The following is an 18,377-nucleotide window of genomic DNA, read 5'->3' as shown; positions in this document are numbered from 1 at the left end:
GCGTGCTCCACCGATGATTGTCATCGGCTTTGCCTGCCACCGCCACATAACGGTGGCGGGCACATAACATCGATAACCTCAAGACCGGGATGGCGCGTGGCGCCGGCCCTTGGGGCATGATCAATGAACACTACCGCACCTATGCGCGCAGCGTGGGCTTTCATATCGATGCCTGCCTGCCACGTGCCCCGCAGGCCAAGGGCAAGGTCGAGCGACTGGTGCGTGACCTGCGTGGCCGCTTCTCGCCGTATGCGCGCCACTGGGACAGCCTGGCCGAACTGCAGCAGGCGACCGATGAACACATCGTCCGCCTCAGCGCACTGCGCATCTGTCCGGCGACCGGGCTCAGCGTGGCGCAGAGCTTTGCCCTGGAGCAGCGCCAGCTCGCGCCGCTGCCGATCCTGCCCGAGCCCTTTGACATCGCCGTCACACGCACCGTTGCCCCCGATGCCACCATCGGCTTCGAACAACGACGCTACTCGGTGCCGTTCACCCGGATTGGTCAGCGCGTCGAGATCCGCGGCGGTGCCGGGCGCGTGCAGATACTGGCCGACTACCGCGTGATCGCCGTGCACCCGCGTCATACGCCCGAGCGCATCCTGATCGATCCGGCGCATTACGACGGTCCGTCCACCCCCACCGTGCAAGCACCGCAGCCACTCGGGCGCATGGGCCGCAAGCTGCAGGCCATCAATGCCCTGCGCCCCGAGCAGCGCCCGCTCAATCTCTACGCGGCACTCGCGGAGGTGGCCCGATGAACCGCAAAGCTCACACCACCACGGTCGATCTCGACGCCACCCGAAACCGTCTTGAGCGCATTGGGTGCCTGTACGCCGCCGAGCAACTCGACGAACTCATCAGCAAGGCCGTCAAAGACAACAGCGCGCCGCACCAACTGCTCGATCAGCTACTCGATGCCGAACTCGATCGGCGTGAGGAACGTCGCCTGCAGACCTCGCTGCGACTCTCCGGGTTGCCGACCTGGCTTCCTTCGACTTCTCGTTCCAGCCCTCGGTCGAGCGCTCGCGCATAGAGACGTTGGCGACCTGCCAGTGGATCCGTGAGAACCGCACACTCCTGATCCAAGGGCCGCCTGGGGTCGGCAAAACACACCTTGCGGTCGCGCTCGGCGTGAAGGCGATCGAGCACGGGTTCGGCGTGGTGTTCTACCGGCTCGACGAGCTACTCGCCGTGATGCGTCGTGACGCCGCGCTCAGTGCCGCACTGCTGCGGCGCAAGAAGTACATCAACACGAGCTTGCTGATCCTCGACGAAGTGGGCTTTGAACCGATGACGCGACAGGACGCCTCGTTGTTCTTCCGGCTAGTTGCACACCGCTATCAGAAGGGCGCCATTCTGATCACCACCAACAAGGGCGTCGAAGCGTGGCCCGACATCCTTGCCGGCGATGAAATCCTCGCCACCGCGATTCTGGATCGGTTGCTGCATCACAGCCATGTACTGAATATCCGCGGGCGATCCTACCGGCTCCGTGACCTCGAGACTGCGCTCGCTGCCGCCAATCAATAGCCACCACACATCCCGGTGTCGCTGGACAACGGGATCTACCCTTCAACTCCTTGATTCAGCGACACAAATCCCGGAAACCATGCGCAAGACTGCGTCGCCTTAGTGCGCAATACTGGGTGTCGCTTGACAGCTGCCGGGAACCGCTTCACGAATGCCAGACCCCAAGCTGCTCTGCTCCGCCATCGAGGCGTTTTACAATGAACTCCATGCTACGTAATTTGTGGGGATACATCAGAATCTGTCCCCTTTTTTCCACGTAGCAGGGACGGCCGACCTGTCCAGGGTGCATCTGACGCAGATTCAGCGCTATGAGGCGGGCACCGCCCAGCCGACACCGGACGTGATGAAGAAATTGGCGGCGTTGACGGCCAGCACGGACTGGCTATTGTTCGAGGAAGACGAGCGCGGGCCGGACGATGAGCTGAAACTCCAGTTTGAAGCCCTGCGTCAATTTGACGAGGAAGAGCGTAAGACGGCTTTGGAGGTGCTGGACGGCCTGATCCTGAAGCACCAGGCCAAGCGCATGGTGCAACGCACCCAAAGCCAGGCCGCTACAAGGAGCACCGCGAAGGCGGCACAAGGGAGTAAATAAAACAACCCGCCGCTAAAGGCAGATACGACGTAAGCGTCCGGCCAGCACCCTCTCGACGCGACGGTAGCGGTTCGTAAGCATACCCTCTGGAGGGGACACACCAATTGAGTCCACGAATGATTTATGGACACAAATTCGCTTGATCCTGTTTCACCTGCGCGGGGTCGCAGTCGGTATCGGCATCATTCTCAGGAATTCAAACGTGTCGTCGTCGAGGAGACCTTTCGTCCGGGAGCCTTGTCGGTCGCGCGGATTGCCCGTCATCATGGCATCAATGCCAACCAGGTGTTCAAGTGGAGATCGTCCACAGCGCAGTCACACAGCCGTCTGCGACTGCACATCATGCACGTGCTCAGGGCAACGGTTCACTGCTCATCGAGTGTTCGCGTGGCCGGCTGCATATCGAAGGGCAACCGCATGTCGACACTGCGCGTGGTACTCGAGCAGTTGCTGCGATGATGGCATTGCTGGCGGGCACCCGGATCTGGATTGCGGCGGGTGCGACGGATATGCGCCGCGGCTTCGATGGCCTGGCGGCACTGGTGCAGTCGCAGCTGCTCGCCGACCCGTTCTCGGGGCAGTTGTTTGTCTTCCGCGGTCGACGCGGCGATCGCATCAAAGTGCTGTGGTGGGATGGCGACGGGATGTGTTTGTTTGCCAAGCGCCTCGAGCGCGGACACTTCGTGGCCACAGGCACAAGCGGGCAAAGTGGCGTTGTCGCACGCGCAATTATCGATGCTGCTCGGGGGCATCGATTGGCGCCGTCCGGTGCGCACCGCGCCACGTCTGGCTCGCAAATTCACGGCGTTTTTTGCGGCGATTTATGCAAAACTATAATGCACGCATGCAAAACGCTGCTGATAACCACCCCGATAACACCGCCAAATTGCAGGCTGTTATTGCGACGCAGCGCAGCGAGATCGCCCATCTGAAGCTGATGATCGCCGTTGCAGCGCCTGCACTTTGGCCGCCGCGCCGAGCGCTTCGAGGGCCATGTTGATCAGCTCAATCTGTTGGCCACCACGCAGCCTACCCCAACGATCGGTTCGGTTGCGGTCGATCCGGGTGCCGCGCGTGCCGGGCCCCGCATTCCCGTACGCAAACCGCTCCCGGCCCATCTGCCGCGCGAGATGCAGATCCACACCCTGCCGGCACCTGCTGCCCCGACTGCGGGGTCGGTTACGCCTGATTGGCGAGGATGTCGCCGAGATGCTGGAGTATGTACCGGCGCGCTGCAAGGTGATTCGCCATGTGCGCCCGAAGCTGGCGGCGGTGAGCGATCGTGCAGGCCGATGCGCCAGCGCGCCCGATCGCGCGCGGCAAGGCCGGTCCGGGATTGCTGGCGCACGTGCTGGTCTCAAGTGCCGCGACCACCTGCCGCTGTACCGGCAGAGCGGGATCTATGCGCGAGGACGTGGATCTGTCGCGTTCGACGCTGGCCGGTTGGTAGGCGAATGCTCAACCCTGCTGCACCCCCTTGTCGACGCGACCCGCCGTCATGTGCTCGCCGGCGCGACGCTGCACGCCGATGACACCCCGGTGCCGGTACTCGCACCCGGACGTGGCCGCACGAAGACCGCACGGCTGTGGACCTGGTGCGTGATGAACGCCCCGCCCACGGCGACAGCGCACCGGCGGTGTGGTTTGCCTATTCGCCGGATCGCAAGGGCGTGCATCCGCAACGGCACCTGCAAGCCTTCCACGGCACCCTGCACGCCGATGGGTATGCCGGCTTCGGCAAACTGTTTGCGAGTGAGCAAATCGTCGAGTCCGCGTGCTGGGCGCACGCCCGGCGCAAGCTCTACGAGGTGCACCAGGCTCAGGGCAGCCCGCTGGCCGCTGCCGCACTGGCGCAAATCGCCGCGCTGTATGCGGTCGAGGCCGAGATTCGGGGCCACCCGCCCGATACGCGTCGCGCGGTTCGCCAGGCGCGGGCCGGTCCGATACTCAAGCAACTGCACGCGTGGCTGGACAACATCCTGACCCAGGTGCCGCGCAAATCGGGGCTGGCCGAGGCTGTGCGTTACGCACTCGGGCGCTGGGCGGCGCTAACGCGCTACCGCGACGACGGGCACCTCGAGATCGACAACAACGCCGCCGAGCGCGCGCTGCGTCCCGTGGCGCTCGGGCGCAAGAACTATTTGTTTGCCGGTTCCGACAGCGGCGGCGAGCGTGCGGCGGCGATGTACAGCCTGATCGGCAGCGCGCAACTGAGCGGACTCGACCCCGGAGGCGTACCTGCGGCACGTGATCGGCTGCATTGGCGAGCATCCAATCAATCGGGTCGATGAGTTGTTGCCGTGGAATGTGCAGATCGCGATCCCAGGACATCAGCAAGAGGCGGCCTGAACCATGGCAACGAAGGTGCGTCCGATACGTCCCCCGCGTCCATGGCTGCAGTTGCGCATCGAACTCGCATGGGTCGAGCCCAAGGTCTGGCGGGTTCTCCTCGTGCCGCAGACGATCAAACTCCACCAACTGCACGATGTAATCCAGTACGCGATGGGCTGGACGGATAGTCACCTGCATGAATTCGAGATTGGTCAGCGCCGCTATGGCGTGCCAGATCCGGACTGGGATGCACCCGGGAGCGTAACGGCGGAAAAAGGTGTTGCGCTCGTTTCCGCCTTGGGACGCGGAAAAACCTGCCGCTACGTCTACGACTTCGGTGACGGGTGGGAACACAAGATAAAGATCGAAAAGGTGTTGCCGGCAACAGAATCGGCGCAGGGAGCCATGTGCGTTGGCGGTGAAAATGCCTGCCCGCCGGAAGATGTCGGTGGCCCGCCGGGCTATCAATATTTTTTTGAGGCTATCACAGACCCCACGCACGAGGAGCATGCCGACATGCTTGCCTGGTGTGGTGATGGGTTCGATCCCACTGAATTCGACATTGAGATCGTAAACCGGAAACTCGGACGCCTACGCATCTGATTGTCCAGACGGTATTCGCCGTACGCTTACGATACGACAAGCCCCGCGACAGCGGGGCTTGGGTGGGGTGTTCGCTACTAAATAAAGGATCGCTGGCGAAACACAAGCGCCCAGAACGTTGTGGTATATGCAGGCCCAGCCGTAAGCATTGAAACAAACTCAAGCCAATAAACCTCAGACACTGCTTGAGGAAATGCGATTTGCTGAATCGTGATTACTACAACAGCAGCGGAAAGCGCAATAATCAAACCCGCAGCCACATAAATACGCATTGAAGTTTTTTGTTTATGCAATGACAAAACATAGAGCGGCGCTGCAATAAAAATAGTTATCACCAAAGATACAACAGCAGCGACAATAGTTATTGTTCCTGCCACAAAAAGCAATACATCATACGCATCTGTACTACCCTGACCAATCGCTTTAATAAAATCAACCCGATGACCTTCTAGCATGTAAAGAGAAAATAAAAAACCAAAAAAGAATGCAATCAACACAGATACAGCCCAGCTAGAAATAAATCCAACTAACGCGCGTAAAAATCCTGGTTTCATCACTGGTGCGTCATCCATAGCGATATTCAAACATCAACGACAATTTGGGCACCAATGGCTAGACCAGACTGGCGTTGATCCGCCTGGAGTTCCACCAAATGTCGATGGGGGCAATCCATATTTCGCAAATTCATTCCAATGAAATTGAGTTACCCCGTTAACTGTTGGCCAAGCCGCTTGGTCTTGTGATTGCGGCAAATAATCAGCATAGGCATTTGCAAGATCTTTGCGAATCTGTTCCATGGTTCCTTCTTTGTCTATGCATTGCTTGCTTTCTTCAGCATGCTCATCCAAAGCGCGATTCAGCCACCAAGTGGCTAGATGACCATCCAAATCATCATTAGCAGCAACGTGCTGAGCAAAGCATGCGTAAGCATCACCCCAGCACATGCAAGCTGATAGTATTTATTATAATTACCGGAATTAGCTGCTGTAGCTTCTTCTGGAGTGGTGTAGCAACCAACCCCTTGAATACATCTCAATCCATATGGATCAATGCGAGATAACGGATTCCCACCGACGTACGCATAAGTGTTTAGACCACCATTCAGACCGATGGGGTCGGAAGTTACGTACCTTCCTGTAGATGGGTCGTAATACCGGAAGTAGTTGTAGTTCAGCCCCGTCTCGGCATCAAAGTATTGCCCCGGGAAGCGCGCGTTGTAGGTGATCGAGATGCCGTTCAGATCGACGTCCTCGTTGGGCAGGCCGAAAGCACCGTGGATCGCATCGAAGGGCGTGCTGTCGAGCGCCCAGACCACCGTTCCGGTGGTGTCCGTAAGCCGCATCGGCGTGCCGAGATGATCGGTGTGGATCGCATAGGCCTTGGTCGCTTGTGTAGTGGGGTTGACGGGTACATCGATCAGCGCCAGGGGTAAGGCATCGAGATACACATGATCGCGGTGCGCCGTGCTGTTGCCCGGCTGCTCGACCAGCAGCTTCCCGTCCAGATCATACATAATAGGTCCACTGCCCGCTCGCCGCCACGTACTTCGCCACCGCTGCCCGAGCGCGTTGTGGTATACGAGGCCACCGGCATCGCGCCCGAGCCGCCAACGGTGCGGGTGACCGCGCTCAGCCGGTTCATTGCGTTGTAGGCATAGCTGCGCGTGCTGCCATCGGACCGCAATTCCTGCCTCAGGTTGCCGGCGGCATCGTATTGTCGGGTCAGGCTCCCCACGCTCGTCAGGCGGTTGTTGGTGGCGGGATAGGCAAGATTCGACACCGTGGTGTTCAGCGTCTGCTTCGTGCGGTTGCCCGTGGCGTCGTATTTCCACACCAGGCGCCGTAGCTGCCCGTGCTGTTGACCAGGCGGTAGAGCTTGTCGTAACCAAAGCTCTCTCCGGAGAGCGCCGCCGTGTTGTCCGTGATCACAGTCACCAGGTTGGCGGTGTTGTAGGTCAGCGTCAGGTCCTGGGCCACCGCCCCCGCCGGCGCCTCGGCTCGATTGCAGCCTGGTTATCCGGTATTTGGGTCACGCCCCACGCTCACGGTCTGCTGGTTCCAGAACTGCCACCCGCTCGGCCCGCCGAAGGGCGCGTGGGCTGATGGTGCCGGCCAGCGTAACAGCCGGGATGCCATCACTGCTTTGAACAGAACCGATCTGCCCCACCCCGTTACGGCCGTAGCTGATCTCGCGTCCATCGGGATCGGTGATCCCCGTCAGATGGTCGGCCAGATCCCAGCGGTAACCCACGCTGTAGGCATAACCACCAACATTGCCTTCCTGGCGAACCACGTTGCCGCGCAGATCGTAGTAGTAGCGGGTCTCGATTCCGGAACTCAGGGCCGCGAGATGCGTGCCGGTCTCGGTGATCGTCGTCAGACGCCCAACCCCAGGCGCTGGTTGCCCGTCTGGTCGTACTGGTAATCGATTGGTCCGCTTGCCCAGTTCACCACGCGCAGGCGATTCAGCGCGTCGTGGGTGTAGGTCCAGGTCCTGCCGCTCGCATCCGTGCGGCTGGTCACGTTGCCTGCACTGTCGGGCGTGAAGGTCGTGATGCCGGTGTCGGGGCTGCTGAGCTGCGTGAGATTGCCGAGCGGGTCGACCTGGTAGCTGGTCGTGGCGCCGCGCGGGTCCTGCACCGTGGCCAGCGCGTCCTGAGCGTTGTAGCCATACTGCGTGACCCCGGTCACCGGGACATTCGCATCGCTGAGCGTGCTCAGCCGGTCGCGCGCATCGAACGCCTGCTGCGTCGTGCGCCCCCCGGGCGCGCGATCGTCTGCGTCAGGTTGCCGTTATCGTCGTAGGACAGCACCGTCGTCGTCCCGTTGTCTCCGATCTGGCGGCTCAGCTCGTCATACACCCGGTTGTAGGCATACATCAGCGAATTGTCCGTCTTGCGGATCCGCTCCCATGTCACGTTCCCGGCCGCGTCCAAGGTGTAGGACAGGTAATTGCCGGCCGCGTCGGTGATTTTCGTCAGGCGCTGGGCAGCGTCATAGGTGTACAGGGCATAACTCCCATCGGGCAGGGTGATCCGCTGCGGCTTGCCAAAGGGCTTGTACGTCACGGTGGTGGTGGCATCGACGGCGCCGGGAATGCCGCTCGCCTTCACCTTGATGGTCTTGAGCCAGCCGCGCGGCCAGTAGGTGAACTCCCGCGAATCACCCCATTCGGATCAACCATCCGCGTGGGCTGGCCGCTGGCATTGTAATCGGTCCACTGGGTGACATGCCCCAGGGCGTTGGTACGGGTCGCGGGATTGCCCTGCGTTGTAGGTGTAGCTCGTGATGTCCGCAACGTCCGTGCGCGGGCCGTCGATTGTTGCGACCTGCCCGGAAGCCGTGTAGGTGTACTTGGTGACGCGATCGTCTACCGCAAGCGCGCTCGCAGCCTGCAAGCACACCGGCGCGAGGACCGTGAGGCTGAGCAATCGGCGCAGGGGGTGGTTCATGGTGCGGCTTCTCGTGTCGTGGTTAGCGTTTGTTCACTGGAACGCGCAATTGTTGAACGACTTATACCAGTCTTCATGGAACAGCTCGCTCGGTGCGGTCTTTCAACTGACCATTCGTGTAATAACTGAATTCGGTAACCCGACCGGGCTCTGTGATCTTTGTTGGCAATCGCCAGGTGGGGTGCCACTCAGTCGTGATCGTCCGCGCGGCCGACGTACCCACCGCCTCTGTGCGCGAGGTTTCCAGGCCGCGCGCATCGTGAACATAGGTTGTGACGATGCCTTTCCAGTCCGTGCTGGATTCCACGAAGCCATTCGAGTCGTACGTGATGAGGCGGTTGGCGGCAGCACAATTTGTACTTGCGTGCCCCTCCACGTGTGTAATCTTCCGAACACCTTGAATAGTTGAATAGTGATATGTCGTCGTCTTGCCGAGAGAGTTGGTTACAGTCGAAGCAGGAGCACCCGGATTCTCGAGCATCGTGTAATCGATGCTAACTTTTCCCGCTGCACCCGCATGCTCCGATTTAATTGCACGCCCCACACTGTCGTATTGGTACGTTGCAAATCGAATGCCTGCTTCGTCAGTGATACCCGTCAAACGGCGGGGACCGTTGGAATCCTCATAAAGATACGTAAGCGGTGCGCTGGGGGGGAACGAGACGGTTTTCAGATTGCCAATCAGATCATAACCATAATTGATGTACTCGTTGGTTGGCAGCTGTATAGATGCAACGCGCCCATTGGTATCGCGGCCAATAATCAGGGCGTTACCGGCAGAATCTGTGATCGAGACCAATACACCATTGGTGTAAGTGAGATTCTGCGTCCGCCCGACTGGATCCGCTATAGAAATTAATTTACCGCTACTCGAATATGTCTCGACAAACCGATTCTCGTCAGTGCGCTCCCAGGTCCCAGCTGCAGTTTGCTTCAGAGAAGCATTCACATCTGGATCAGAAGACCAGATTCCGTTGCTAAGCCCGTAGTAGAAAACCGCGCCGTTTGGCCTGACGGCAATGATGACGCCGGACCCTATGTCAAGCGATCGGTCATAGGAAAATCGCCAGTAGCCACCAAAACTAGTCGATGTCGCAATGGCTTTCAAATTGGGTGTACTGTTGTAATAACGGATTACTTCAAGGGGAAATTCAACGCTGCTTCTGTAGTCAACCTCGGACGCAAATTTGTTTCCGGACAACATATCTATCGGATTGCCAACCGAACACGGCTGATGGAGTTGCTTATCTTTGTCGAAGGTCGAATGGGCACGCGTGCATTGTGTGCCGCCAACGACAATTTCAAATCCATCGGGACAGGTGCTGCCTACTGGCTGCTGATAGTGCGTACCTGTGCATTGGGAGATGACTTCAAAGCTGGTTGAGGCTACTGAGCCCAGCGACATTTTATTTGTGCACTGGACGGGCTCATTACAAGAGAGTGCGTTTGCATTCGCAATAGCGACCATCTGCTCAGCTACCGATTGCACTGACGCGCCTAAAATTGTAGGCAAGCAACTCGAGTTATCCCATTTCACCAATGGGGAAATCTGTGCTTCCGCAAGCGGGGCCAGCATTAACGCAAGGCCAACGAATCGCGCAACAAATGAAATGCTCATAATGTTCCATTCAAATATCGTGACGGCGGCGTGGCGACTCTGCGGAGCCTTTCGCGGTCGGCCGCAAATTTTCTTCATCGACTTACGCCTCTGAATGTCGCCATCGCGTCATTGAACGCGCTGGTGGTCGCGGTCATTTCCTCGACGGCAGCGCTGTAGGCGGCCGTGCGCGCCGCGCTCACCGCCACCATCTGTCCTCGCTCGCCTCGGCCCCTTCCCGGTCGAGGCACGCGAGATAGTCATTATTGTTGGTAAGGTAGGTGTTCAGCGCGAGCTGGGCGTCCAGCATCTCGAATTCGGTAGCCCTGCGTGCGTCTGGGGTGGCGGGAGGAGTATCAGCGGTGCAGCCGGCATGGGTCGCGCCCGACACGGCAAGTGTTGCCATCAATGGAATGAGATGTCTTTTCATGTCGACGAGCGCCCCTGGCGTGGCAGTCAAGCTGCAAACTGAATCGCCCCGGGGTTTCCCGGAGATGGTTATTTTTGAGTCGGGCCGCCAGCTCAGGTAACAGGTCTGCGTTCCCGCCCGCTCACCATTGACTCATTGCTCTTCCGGTTCGTCGCCGAACGCGAGCAGATCAACGGATACCATACAATAAGACACGCGCAAAAATCGTGTCCCATATGGGCTACGTGGGCCATCAAATCCGGCCGCTCGTTGTCACCGACCTTTTTTGATGGGTACAGAATCTCCACTGCCTGCCATGCGAGCGGGACGATGTGCGGCGTGTTGGTCTTGGTCGCGGTGTACGCCCACTCCTTCGTATCCAGGTCAAAGCCGGCCCGTTCAGCTTTCCGCAACTCGCCAGGCCGCACGAAGGAACCGTTCAAACCACGCCGTTATTGATCGGCGATCGCGATGTCTCATTTCATGGGAGCGTGGGCGAACTTCGTTTTCCACGCGTGCGAAATGAAGTCGATCACGTCTTTGGCCGGGATGAACGCAAACCAGTGCCTCTGTGGCGGTGACGATGCGGATGCCGCGATAGTCGCCGATCACGAGCAGATCGTTGTCACCGGAGACGAGGCACCACCACCGCGACCTTTGTCGGGGGCTGGCCGAAAAGATGGTGAGTCCGACGGCGACCGAGGAGCGCCACTACATCGGGGGCAGCGTGGTGGTGACCGGGGCGTACGGCGAGTGTGGCCGGCACCACGAAGACGCGCTACCTGCACAAGGATCACCTGGGCTCGATCACCGCAATCACCGACGAGGGCGGGGCCGAGGTCGAGGCGTTCAGTTTTGATCCGTGGGGCAAGCGCCGGGCACCGACGCTGGCGAGCCTGATTGCCAAGATCGGCAGCCCGTGGACGAGCATGAGCACCTACCAGAAAAAGCAACCTGACGCTGGTGGCGAGCGCGTCCTCTACCCTGACCAACAAAGGCTTCACGGGACACGAGCAACTCGACGGCGTGGAGCTGATCCACATGGGCGGGCGCGTCTAATGATGCCGAGATCGGGCGTTTCCTGAGTGCCGATCCGGTTTGTGCAGGACATCACCAATCTGCAGGGGCTGAACCGTTACTCCTATGTGGAGAACAACCCGCTCAGCTACACGGACCCGAGTGGGTTCTTTCTGAAGAAGCTGTTCAACAAAGTGGGTGATGCGCTAGGGGATGCGCTCAGTTCGATTGGCCGCGCGGGTCAAAGGCGCTCGTCAAAGTGCTACGCGGGAACCTAATCGATACCATAAAGATCGTAGCGCTATTATGTGCAGTTCCATGAGGATTCCAGCGCATGCGCCCAGATCGTCGATGGCGTGGTGGATGTGGTAGCGAATTCCGCCAACGGCGGGACGCGTGACAAGCACGATAGTACGAGTTCCACGGGTAACATCCAGGCGCGCCATGAATCCAGCCCCTGGTGGTCCCGCGGGAACCGAAACGCGTCGAGCCGCTATATTTTGCAGATTCAAAACGATTCGATGGGTGGGCCAATCAACGACGCGACCCGGCCTAAAAGTCCAGCCGAGGCGTTTGTGAATGTGGGACATGCTGTAGCAGAGGCGAAGTTTGCAAATGGGGCGTTAGAGCGAGTAGGCGCTCCAATCACTGAGGATGAGCGTGCACTGGCGAAGTCTGGAAAGTACATCGATTTCTGGAAGTCACGATGGAAGAACGGTCGAGATCCGGTTGCGCGAACCGCCCTAATCGGATGGGGGTATGGCAGCCTTGTTGATGCGCAGGATTGGGAACGAAATGCTGCTTATTATACTTGGGAGCAATTGCGGACTTACATTGATTCTCACCGAATCAAGGTTACGACCGAGCAGATTGGCGCTGACTTGGCATTCGAGCACGCGCAATCGGTAATGGCGGATGCGATCAGTATTCCAAACCTGTTAAGCCCAAGCCAGGTTGCGTCATATCACTGGCGTGTATTCGGAAGGTATGGAATTCCACGATCACTTTTTGGTGGAACTTGGGGAGTAGGGAATTCAACTCTCCCTGCCGGACTATATGATGGAGCTTGGTGTTCCGGCTGCGACACTGCGCCCTGAGGACGGTCAAAATGAACAAGTGCAAATTTCGATACTACGTCTGGATCCTGCTGACCGTTATCAATTCAGGTTGTGGTCAGACCGGGGGGAATCCCGAGACTCAGGATTTGGAAATTGCGGGGAAATATTTCCGGATACCGTCGCAATATGTGATGCCTGAATTGCCGGACTCTTTGGCGCCATCAAACAAACAAATGGACAAGGATGAGGGTGTAATTCTTGAGATTCCATTGAATGCCTTGGGCTTGAAGGCGACACTAGGTGATGTGTCCACGTTTGACACACATGTGCATGTGTTTATTTCTCAGCCATCCTCCTATGAGAATAAGTTCAGATTAAATCCGACCGCCCTAAATGCATGGACAGGTACGGGACTCTATAGGGACAGGATTGTTGATCGAGACCAGGGCGGACTTTTTAGAGTTTATCCAAAGGCGGGGATCCAAAGCTTTGGAGCTACTTCAAAATTCACCAGTGGAGGACTCCAAGTCTGCGCCGATGTGGATCGCGGACTGTTCCGTGCCACCTTTCACCAACGAGTCTCAAGATATGAGTAATATCACGTGCAAAACACGCGTTTTGCTTACAGATGTCGAAGCTGAAATTTCGTTTTCTGGAAAGTATGTTGACCTCAGTGACGAAATCGCCGAGCAGGTGCGCGAAAAAATAACGAGATGGTCACGAAGGTAAATTCGGAAATGAGGCTGGCTTGAATTCTTTCGGGGTGACTGTTGATGGCGTAGACCAAGGCGCACAGATTCTGTGGCCCGGGTATGACCTTAGGGCCTACATTCGCGGCGACGAATGCAGTGCTATCGACTTGGGTCTCGGCGTGCTGGGGTCGATTCCGCGGAAAAAGGAGACGGATTTATTTATTCGGAGTGACCGAGGTGAGGAGGTTCAGTGCCACCACCGCGACCTTTGTCGGGGGGCTGTATGAAAAGGTGGTGAGTCCGACGGCGACCGAGGAGCGCCATTACATCGGGGGCAGCGTGCTGGTGACGATCACCGGGCGCACGGCGAGTGTGGCTGGCACCACGAAGACGCTACCTGCACAAGGATCACCTGGGCTCGATCACCGCAATCACCGACGAAGGCGGGGCCGAGGTTGAGGCGTTCAGCTTTGATCCGTGGGGGCAAGCGCCGGGCACCGACGCTGGCGAGCCTGATTGCCAAGATCGGCAGCCCGTGAACGAGCATGAGCACCTACCAGAAAAGCAACCTGACGCTGGTGGCGAGCGCGCTGTCCTCTACCCTGACCAACAAAGGCTTCACGGGACACGAGCAACTCGACGGCGTGGAGCTGATCCACATGGGCGGGCGCGTCTATGATGCCGAGATCGGGCGTTTCCTGAGTGCCGATCCGTTTGTGCAGGACATCACCAATCTGCAGGGGCTGAACCGTTACTCCTACGTGGAGAACAACCCGCTCAGCTACACGGACCCGAGTGGGTTCTTTCTGAAGAAGCTGTTCAATAAAGTGGGTGATGCGCTAGGGGATGCGCTCAGTTCGATTGGCCGCGCGGTCAAAAAGGCGCTCGTCAAAGTGCTACGCGGGAACCTAATCGATACCATAAAGATCGTAGCGCGCTATTATGTGTGCAGTTCCATAGAGGATTCCAGCGCATGCGCCCAGATCGTCGATGGCGTGGTGGATGTGATCGCGAGTTCTGCCAACGGCGGGACGCGTGACAAGCACGATAGCACGAGTTCCACGGGCAACATCCAGGCGCGCCATGAATCCAGCCCCTGGTGGTCCCGCGGGAACCGAAACGCGTCGAGCCGCTATGTTTGCAGATTCAAAACGATTCGATGGGTGGGCCAATCAACGACGCGACCCGGCCTAAAAGTCCAGCCGAGGCGTTTGTGGATGTGGGACATGCTGTAGCAGAGGCGAAAGTCGCAGATGGGGCTAGCACCAGCGACATGGCGCGGGCAGAAATCAATAATGCGATCGTCAAAGGCGTACTGAATCCCAGAAATGCATTTGGTGACGTTCCGACTGCTGCGAAGTACTTTCTCGGTGTGGTCGACGAAATCTCCCGACGACACCGCGTGGAGATTGGCGCGATCATCAACCACCGTGGGGACAACGTTTATGTGGACCTGTCGACGATTGTCATTGGCAATGAAATTGAGATTCACGGTATTGGCAAACCGCCAAGTACTGTGGCGGGAGTGCATACTCATGTACCGGGACACGGGGCGGTGTTTTCCACGCCCGACGCGGAATGGGTCTACGCCGGCCGTCCTACGCCTCTTTACGTCTCCTACGAGGGCGAAGTCAGAGTTTGCACACCGGAACGGATAACCTGCAATCTGTCGCGGATACGACAATTACACCGGTTTAATCGCCCGCAAGACCAACGCTATGCAATCGGGGACCCTGTGCCATGAACAGTATCTGGCGGTTGTTGATATTTGGTTGGTTATTCATCGCCGGCTGCATGCCTCTGAGAAGCCAGGAACAACAGGTGCCGGAATCGTTGTCTTGGGCATTAGCTACGTGTATTTCTGCCCAGAAAACAATTGGAAACCCACACGTGTATGATCCCGCGGAACTGGGTATTTCTAATGGCATGAAGCGAGCAAGCGTCGATTATTATGAGGGGCTTCCGTATGTCGGCGTTTTCTTAGCCGAGGACTGCGCGTTGTGGACGGCATGAATGCGAACTGTTACTTGTCCGTAAATGATCGACGGGTGATTCTTGCAGCGTATTCTCTCTATCCCGGTCATGAAGTCCGTTATCAGTATTCGGCCTATCCATACGAATTCGATACGGAAAAGGAGGAGGATGAGTTTTGGAGCAAGCATCCGGCTCACTATTTCGTCATCGACTTAACGACAATGGAGATCACGGATATGCCCGGCAACATACTCGGAAAATTGAATCCACTCGTGAAAGAATGAGGCGCGGGAGCGCAGACTGATGCGATCGGCTACGACGCCTTCGGCAACATCAAGACGAAGACGGGGATCGGCACGTACAGCTACGCTAACGCGGCGGGTCCGCACACGGTGACGGCGACCAGCACGGGGGCAAGACGTACCAGTACGACGCCAACGGCAACCTGGTGTACGACAGCAGCGCGGAAAAGGAGACGGATTTATTTGTTCGGAGTGACCGAGGTGGGGAGGTTCAGTGCCTCTGTGGCGGTGACGATGCGGATGCCGCGATAGTCGCCGATCACGAGCAGATCGTTGTCACCGGAGACGAGGCACCACCACCGCGACCTTTGTCGGGGGGCTGTATGAAAAGGTGGTGAGTCCGACGGCGACCGAGGAGCGCCACTACATCGGGGGCAGCGTGCTGGTGACGATCACCGGGCGCACGGCGAGTGTGGCTGGCACCACGAAGACGCGCTACCTGCACAAGGATCACCTGGGCTCGATCACCGCAATCACCGACGAAGGCGGGGCCGAGGTTGAGGCGTTCAGCTTTGATCCGTGGGGCAAGCGCCGGGCACCGACGCTGGCGAGCCTGATTGCCAAGATCGGCAGCCCGTGGACGAGCATGAGCACCTACCAGAAAGGCAACCTGACGCTGGTGGCGAGCGCGCTGTCCTCTACCCTGACCAACAAAGGCTTCACGGGACACGAGCAACTCGACGGCGTGGAGCTGATCCACATGGGCGGGCGCGTCTATGATGCCGAGATCGGGCGTTTCCTGAGTGCCGATCCGTTTGTGCAGGACATCACCAATCTGCAGGGGCTGAACCGTTACTCCTATGTGGAGAACAACCCGCTCAGCTACACGGACCCGAGCGGGTTCTTTCTGAAGAAGCTGTTCAATAAAGTGGGTGATGCGCTAGGGGATGCGCTCAGTTCGATTGGCCGCGCGGTCAAAAAGGCGCTCGTCAAAGTGCTACGCGGGAACCTAATCGATACCATAAAGATCGTAGCGCGCTATTATGTGTGCAGTTCCATAGAGGATTCCAGCGCATGCGCCCAGATCGTCGATGGCGTGGTGGATGTGGTAGCGAATTCCGCCAACGGCGGGACGCGTGACAAGCACGATAGCACGAGTTCCACGGGCAACATCCAGGCGCGCTATGAATCCAGCCCCTGGTGGTCCCGCGGGAACCGGAACGCGTCGAGCCGCTATATTTTGCAGATTCAAAACGATTCGATGGGTGGGCCAATCAACGACGCGACCCGGCCTAAAAGTCCAGCCGAGGCGTTTGTGGATGTGGGACATGCTGTAGCAGAGGCGAAAGTCGCAAATGGGGTATCACCGGATACCCCGGTAGAGCCGTGGCGAATCCCAATGCCCGTTTGGGCAAGCGATCCCGATGTGAAACGCGAGATGGGACGCATCTGGAATCAGTCGAGAACCGATCTCCCCCCAACGCAGCGGTACGAGCAGGGCGGATGGGTTGTGGAGCGCTGGTGGGCTAGAGACGGAGACGTGAGTGTTATTAGAGTCCTGCCTGGCCTTCCGCACAAACAACCTTGGTTGGGCTATCCACCCCGATTTTGTTTCTGCACAGTGAGGGGCGTGATTCATTCTCACCCGCTACGCGGGAAGGATGGTCCGTGGGATCCATTCAGACCGAGCGACGCAGATCTAAAGCATTCCAAAAGTCTGGACATACTCGGAATAATCGTGACGTTCCCTGACAAGCCGGGGGGCAGTTACCAAGCGATACCTTATGAAGGCAATTAGCACCATGCGAAACATCGATGTGGCGTCGCGAGCCAGCCCCTTTCCGGTTTTTATAATAATTATTTCTTCCCTGGTCTGGCTACGGTTTCAGGTTGTCATCGGGCGTCAGATCATGGTGCCGAAGAGTTCTTGTCGCAGCCTCAGATCAAGGCACCACCTGAATACTCAGAATGCGCAGTGATGGTGAACAAATACGTTGCGACGCAGAAGCTGTGGAAAGAGGAGAACTACAATATTTCATTTGACGGATTAGATCGCGAAAGCGGGGATCAAGTTTTTCGCGTATCGCATATAGACACTTACCAAACACCAATCGGGATCGGCGGCATTGGTTCATCATTCTTTCTTCATGTGGATTGCGCTAACATGAAAATTAAGGGGGAATACAAGCAGCAATGACATAGTGTTAACTTTGCAAATGGGGCGCCGTACAAGACTGCTCGGGAGGCCGCTCAAGCTGCAATATTCGACATATTGAATCCGAGACGTAACGACGGCAGAGACAAAGGAGAATATTTCACGCACGTATTTCCAGTGCATGGCGGATTCAGGTACGCGAAACCTACAACATAAATCGGACCGGAAAAGGGGACGGATTTATTTATTCGGAGTGACCGAGTTGAGGAGGTTCAGTGCCACCACGGCGACCTTTGTCGGAGGGCTGTATGAAAAGGTGGTGAGTCCGACGGCGACCGAGGAGCGCCACTACATCGGGGGCAGCGTGCTGGTGACGATCACCGGGCGCACGGCGAGTGTGGCTGGCACCACGAAGACGCGCTACCTGCACAAGGATCACCTGGGCTCGATCACCGCAATCACCGACGAAAGTGGGGCCGAGCTCGAGGCGTTCAGTTTTGATCCGTGGGGCAAGCGCCGGGCACCGACGCTGGCGAGCGCGCTGTCCTCAACAAAGATGCCTATCAAATCGTGTATGCCCCAAAAAAAAGCCAAGCACGATTCAATGTGAATGGCGCAACGGAAACGCGTGCAGTCGCATTTCAGGCAACAGTGCGGATAGGGATTGAGTGAAGGAACGGTGATTGCTTGTTTGTCGAGCGGTAGCGAATAGCCTTCAATTGGGGA

The 18,377-nt window shown here is 58.0% G+C and carries 26 protein-coding genes and 2 pseudogenes; 18 read left to right on the top strand and 10 right to left on the bottom strand.

Going from position 1 to position 18,377, the window contains the following annotated elements; all coding sequences use genetic code 11:
• Positions 1-116: 116 nt before the first annotated feature.
• The 8 genes and pseudogenes from IPF49_05995 to IPF49_05960 all read left to right on the top strand — a co-directional run bounded on the left by IPF49_05995 (position 117) and on the right by IPF49_05960 (position 5,056).
• Positions 117-758 (top strand): hypothetical protein, encoded by a 642-nt coding sequence (locus IPF49_05995; protein ID MBK6287184.1) that lies wholly within the window; start codon positions 117-119, stop codon positions 756-758.
• A complete protein-coding gene (locus IPF49_05990; GenBank protein MBK6287183.1) occupies positions 755-1,033 on the top strand; it encodes a hypothetical protein in 279 nt (92 codons plus the stop codon). The genes IPF49_05995 and IPF49_05990 overlap by 4 nt, the downstream gene beginning before the upstream one ends.
• Positions 973-1,530: pseudogene (locus IPF49_05985) on the top strand (ATP-binding protein). Before IPF49_05990 ends, IPF49_05985 begins: the two are co-directional and overlap by 61 nt.
• Before the next feature lie 220 nt (positions 1,531-1,750).
• Positions 1,751-2,122: a helix-turn-helix transcriptional regulator gene (locus IPF49_05980; protein ID MBK6287182.1), complete on the top strand. Its 372-nt coding sequence runs from the start codon at positions 1,751-1,753 to the stop codon at positions 2,120-2,122.
• Positions 2,123-2,245: 123 nt separating this feature from the next.
• Positions 2,246-2,581 carry a transposase gene (locus tag IPF49_05975; GenBank protein ID MBK6287181.1) on the top strand — a complete coding sequence of 112 codons (336 nt, stop codon included), beginning with the start codon at positions 2,246-2,248 and terminating at the stop codon, positions 2,579-2,581.
• Entirely contained in the window at positions 2,578-3,054 is a 477-nt protein-coding gene (gene tnpB, locus IPF49_05970) for an IS66 family insertion sequence element accessory protein TnpB (GenBank protein MBK6287180.1), read from the top strand. The genes IPF49_05975 and tnpB overlap by 4 nt, the downstream gene beginning before the upstream one ends.
• Positions 2,967-4,471, top strand: a pseudogene (locus tag IPF49_05965) (IS66 family transposase). The gene tnpB and the pseudogene IPF49_05965 overlap by 88 nt, the downstream one beginning before the upstream one ends.
• Positions 4,472-4,474: 3 nt before the next feature.
• Positions 4,475-5,056: a plasmid pRiA4b ORF-3 family protein gene (locus tag IPF49_05960; GenBank protein MBK6287179.1), complete on the top strand. Its 582-nt coding sequence runs from the start codon at positions 4,475-4,477 to the stop codon at positions 5,054-5,056.
• A gap of 77 nt (positions 5,057-5,133) precedes the next feature.
• Here the strand turns inward: IPF49_05960 and IPF49_05955 are convergent, their stop codons facing one another.
• The 10 genes from IPF49_05955 to IPF49_05910 form a co-directional block, all read right to left on the bottom strand.
• Positions 5,134-5,610, bottom strand: a complete 477-nt coding sequence (locus IPF49_05955; protein MBK6287178.1) for a hypothetical protein — start codon at positions 5,608-5,610, stop codon at positions 5,134-5,136.
• Between the two features lie 317 nt (positions 5,611-5,927).
• On the bottom strand, positions 5,928-6,398 hold the full coding sequence (locus IPF49_05950) for an RHS repeat-associated core domain-containing protein (protein ID MBK6287177.1): 471 nt from the start codon (positions 6,396-6,398) through the stop codon (positions 5,928-5,930).
• A 74-nt stretch (positions 6,399-6,472) separates the two neighbouring features.
• Positions 6,473-6,889 carry an RHS repeat protein gene (locus IPF49_05945; protein ID MBK6287176.1) on the bottom strand — a complete coding sequence of 139 codons (417 nt, stop codon included), beginning with the start codon at positions 6,887-6,889 and terminating at the stop codon, positions 6,473-6,475.
• Positions 6,844-7,032: a hypothetical protein gene (locus IPF49_05940; GenBank protein ID MBK6287175.1), complete on the bottom strand. Its 189-nt coding sequence runs from the start codon at positions 7,030-7,032 to the stop codon at positions 6,844-6,846. Before IPF49_05940 ends, IPF49_05945 begins: the two co-directional genes overlap by 46 nt.
• A 52-nt stretch (positions 7,033-7,084) precedes the next feature.
• Positions 7,085-7,348: an RHS repeat protein gene (locus IPF49_05935; GenBank protein ID MBK6287174.1), complete on the bottom strand. Its 264-nt coding sequence runs from the start codon at positions 7,346-7,348 to the stop codon at positions 7,085-7,087.
• 83 nt (positions 7,349-7,431) lie between these two features.
• A complete protein-coding gene (locus IPF49_05930) occupies positions 7,432-7,746 on the bottom strand; it encodes an RHS repeat protein (GenBank protein ID MBK6287173.1) in 315 nt (104 codons plus the stop codon).
• A 26-nt stretch (positions 7,747-7,772) separates the two neighbouring features.
• The gene (locus IPF49_05925) at positions 7,773-8,168 is read right to left on the bottom strand and encodes an RHS repeat protein (GenBank protein MBK6287172.1); all 396 of its coding nucleotides are present in this window, start codon (positions 8,166-8,168) and stop codon (positions 7,773-7,775) included.
• On the bottom strand, positions 8,165-8,353 hold the full coding sequence (locus IPF49_05920; GenBank protein MBK6287171.1) for a hypothetical protein: 189 nt from the start codon (positions 8,351-8,353) through the stop codon (positions 8,165-8,167). Before IPF49_05920 ends, IPF49_05925 begins: the two co-directional genes overlap by 4 nt.
• Positions 8,354-8,580: 227 nt before the next feature.
• Positions 8,581-10,203 (bottom strand): RHS repeat protein, encoded by a 1,623-nt coding sequence (locus IPF49_05915; protein ID MBK6287170.1) that lies wholly within the window; start codon positions 10,201-10,203, stop codon positions 8,581-8,583.
• Positions 10,204-10,303: 100 nt separating this feature from the next.
• Positions 10,304-10,534 carry a hypothetical protein gene (locus IPF49_05910; protein ID MBK6287169.1) on the bottom strand — a complete coding sequence of 77 codons (231 nt, stop codon included), beginning with the start codon at positions 10,532-10,534 and terminating at the stop codon, positions 10,304-10,306.
• 734 nt (positions 10,535-11,268) lie between these two features.
• Between IPF49_05910 and IPF49_05905 the strand changes: the two genes are divergently transcribed.
• The 10 genes from IPF49_05905 (at position 11,269) to IPF49_05860 (ending at position 18,261) form a co-directional block, all read left to right on the top strand.
• On the top strand, positions 11,269-11,598 hold the full coding sequence (locus IPF49_05905; GenBank protein ID MBK6287168.1) for a hypothetical protein: 330 nt from the start codon (positions 11,269-11,271) through the stop codon (positions 11,596-11,598).
• Positions 11,599-11,808 carry a hypothetical protein gene (locus tag IPF49_05900; protein MBK6287167.1) on the top strand — a complete coding sequence of 70 codons (210 nt, stop codon included), beginning with the start codon at positions 11,599-11,601 and terminating at the stop codon, positions 11,806-11,808. It begins immediately after the preceding gene.
• Between the two features lie 830 nt (positions 11,809-12,638).
• Positions 12,639-13,184, top strand: a complete 546-nt coding sequence (locus IPF49_05895) for a hypothetical protein (GenBank protein ID MBK6287166.1) — start codon at positions 12,639-12,641, stop codon at positions 13,182-13,184.
• Between the two features lie 641 nt (positions 13,185-13,825).
• Positions 13,826-14,515, top strand: coding sequence for an RHS repeat-associated core domain-containing protein (locus IPF49_05890; protein MBK6287165.1), 690 nt, complete (start codon positions 13,826-13,828; stop codon positions 14,513-14,515).
• Positions 14,500-15,024 carry a hypothetical protein gene (locus tag IPF49_05885; protein MBK6287164.1) on the top strand — a complete coding sequence of 175 codons (525 nt, stop codon included), beginning with the start codon at positions 14,500-14,502 and terminating at the stop codon, positions 15,022-15,024. The genes IPF49_05890 and IPF49_05885 overlap by 16 nt, the downstream gene beginning before the upstream one ends.
• Positions 15,021-15,293, top strand: a complete 273-nt coding sequence (locus IPF49_05880; protein ID MBK6287163.1) for a hypothetical protein — start codon at positions 15,021-15,023, stop codon at positions 15,291-15,293. The genes IPF49_05885 and IPF49_05880 overlap by 4 nt, the downstream gene beginning before the upstream one ends.
• The gene (locus IPF49_05875; protein ID MBK6287162.1) at positions 15,281-15,538 is read left to right on the top strand and encodes a hypothetical protein; all 258 of its coding nucleotides are present in this window, start codon (positions 15,281-15,283) and stop codon (positions 15,536-15,538) included. The genes IPF49_05880 and IPF49_05875 overlap by 13 nt, the downstream gene beginning before the upstream one ends.
• Positions 15,539-15,890: 352 nt before the next feature.
• Entirely contained in the window at positions 15,891-17,294 is a 1,404-nt protein-coding gene (locus tag IPF49_05870; protein MBK6287161.1) for an RHS repeat-associated core domain-containing protein, read from the top strand.
• A gap of 177 nt (positions 17,295-17,471) precedes the next feature.
• Positions 17,472-17,693 carry a hypothetical protein gene (locus tag IPF49_05865; protein ID MBK6287160.1) on the top strand — a complete coding sequence of 74 codons (222 nt, stop codon included), beginning with the start codon at positions 17,472-17,474 and terminating at the stop codon, positions 17,691-17,693.
• A 139-nt stretch (positions 17,694-17,832) separates the two neighbouring features.
• Complete coding sequence (locus IPF49_05860; GenBank protein ID MBK6287159.1) at positions 17,833-18,261, top strand: hypothetical protein; 429 nt, start codon at positions 17,833-17,835, stop codon at positions 18,259-18,261.
• Positions 18,262-18,377: the final 116 nt, after the last annotated feature.

This window comes from Gammaproteobacteria bacterium (assembly GCA_016705365.1).
Classification (GTDB): domain Bacteria; phylum Pseudomonadota; class Gammaproteobacteria; order Pseudomonadales; family UBA5518; genus UBA5518.
The sequence above is the reverse complement of the archived record's forward strand: the minus strand, read 5'-3'. Positions and strand labels throughout refer to the sequence as shown.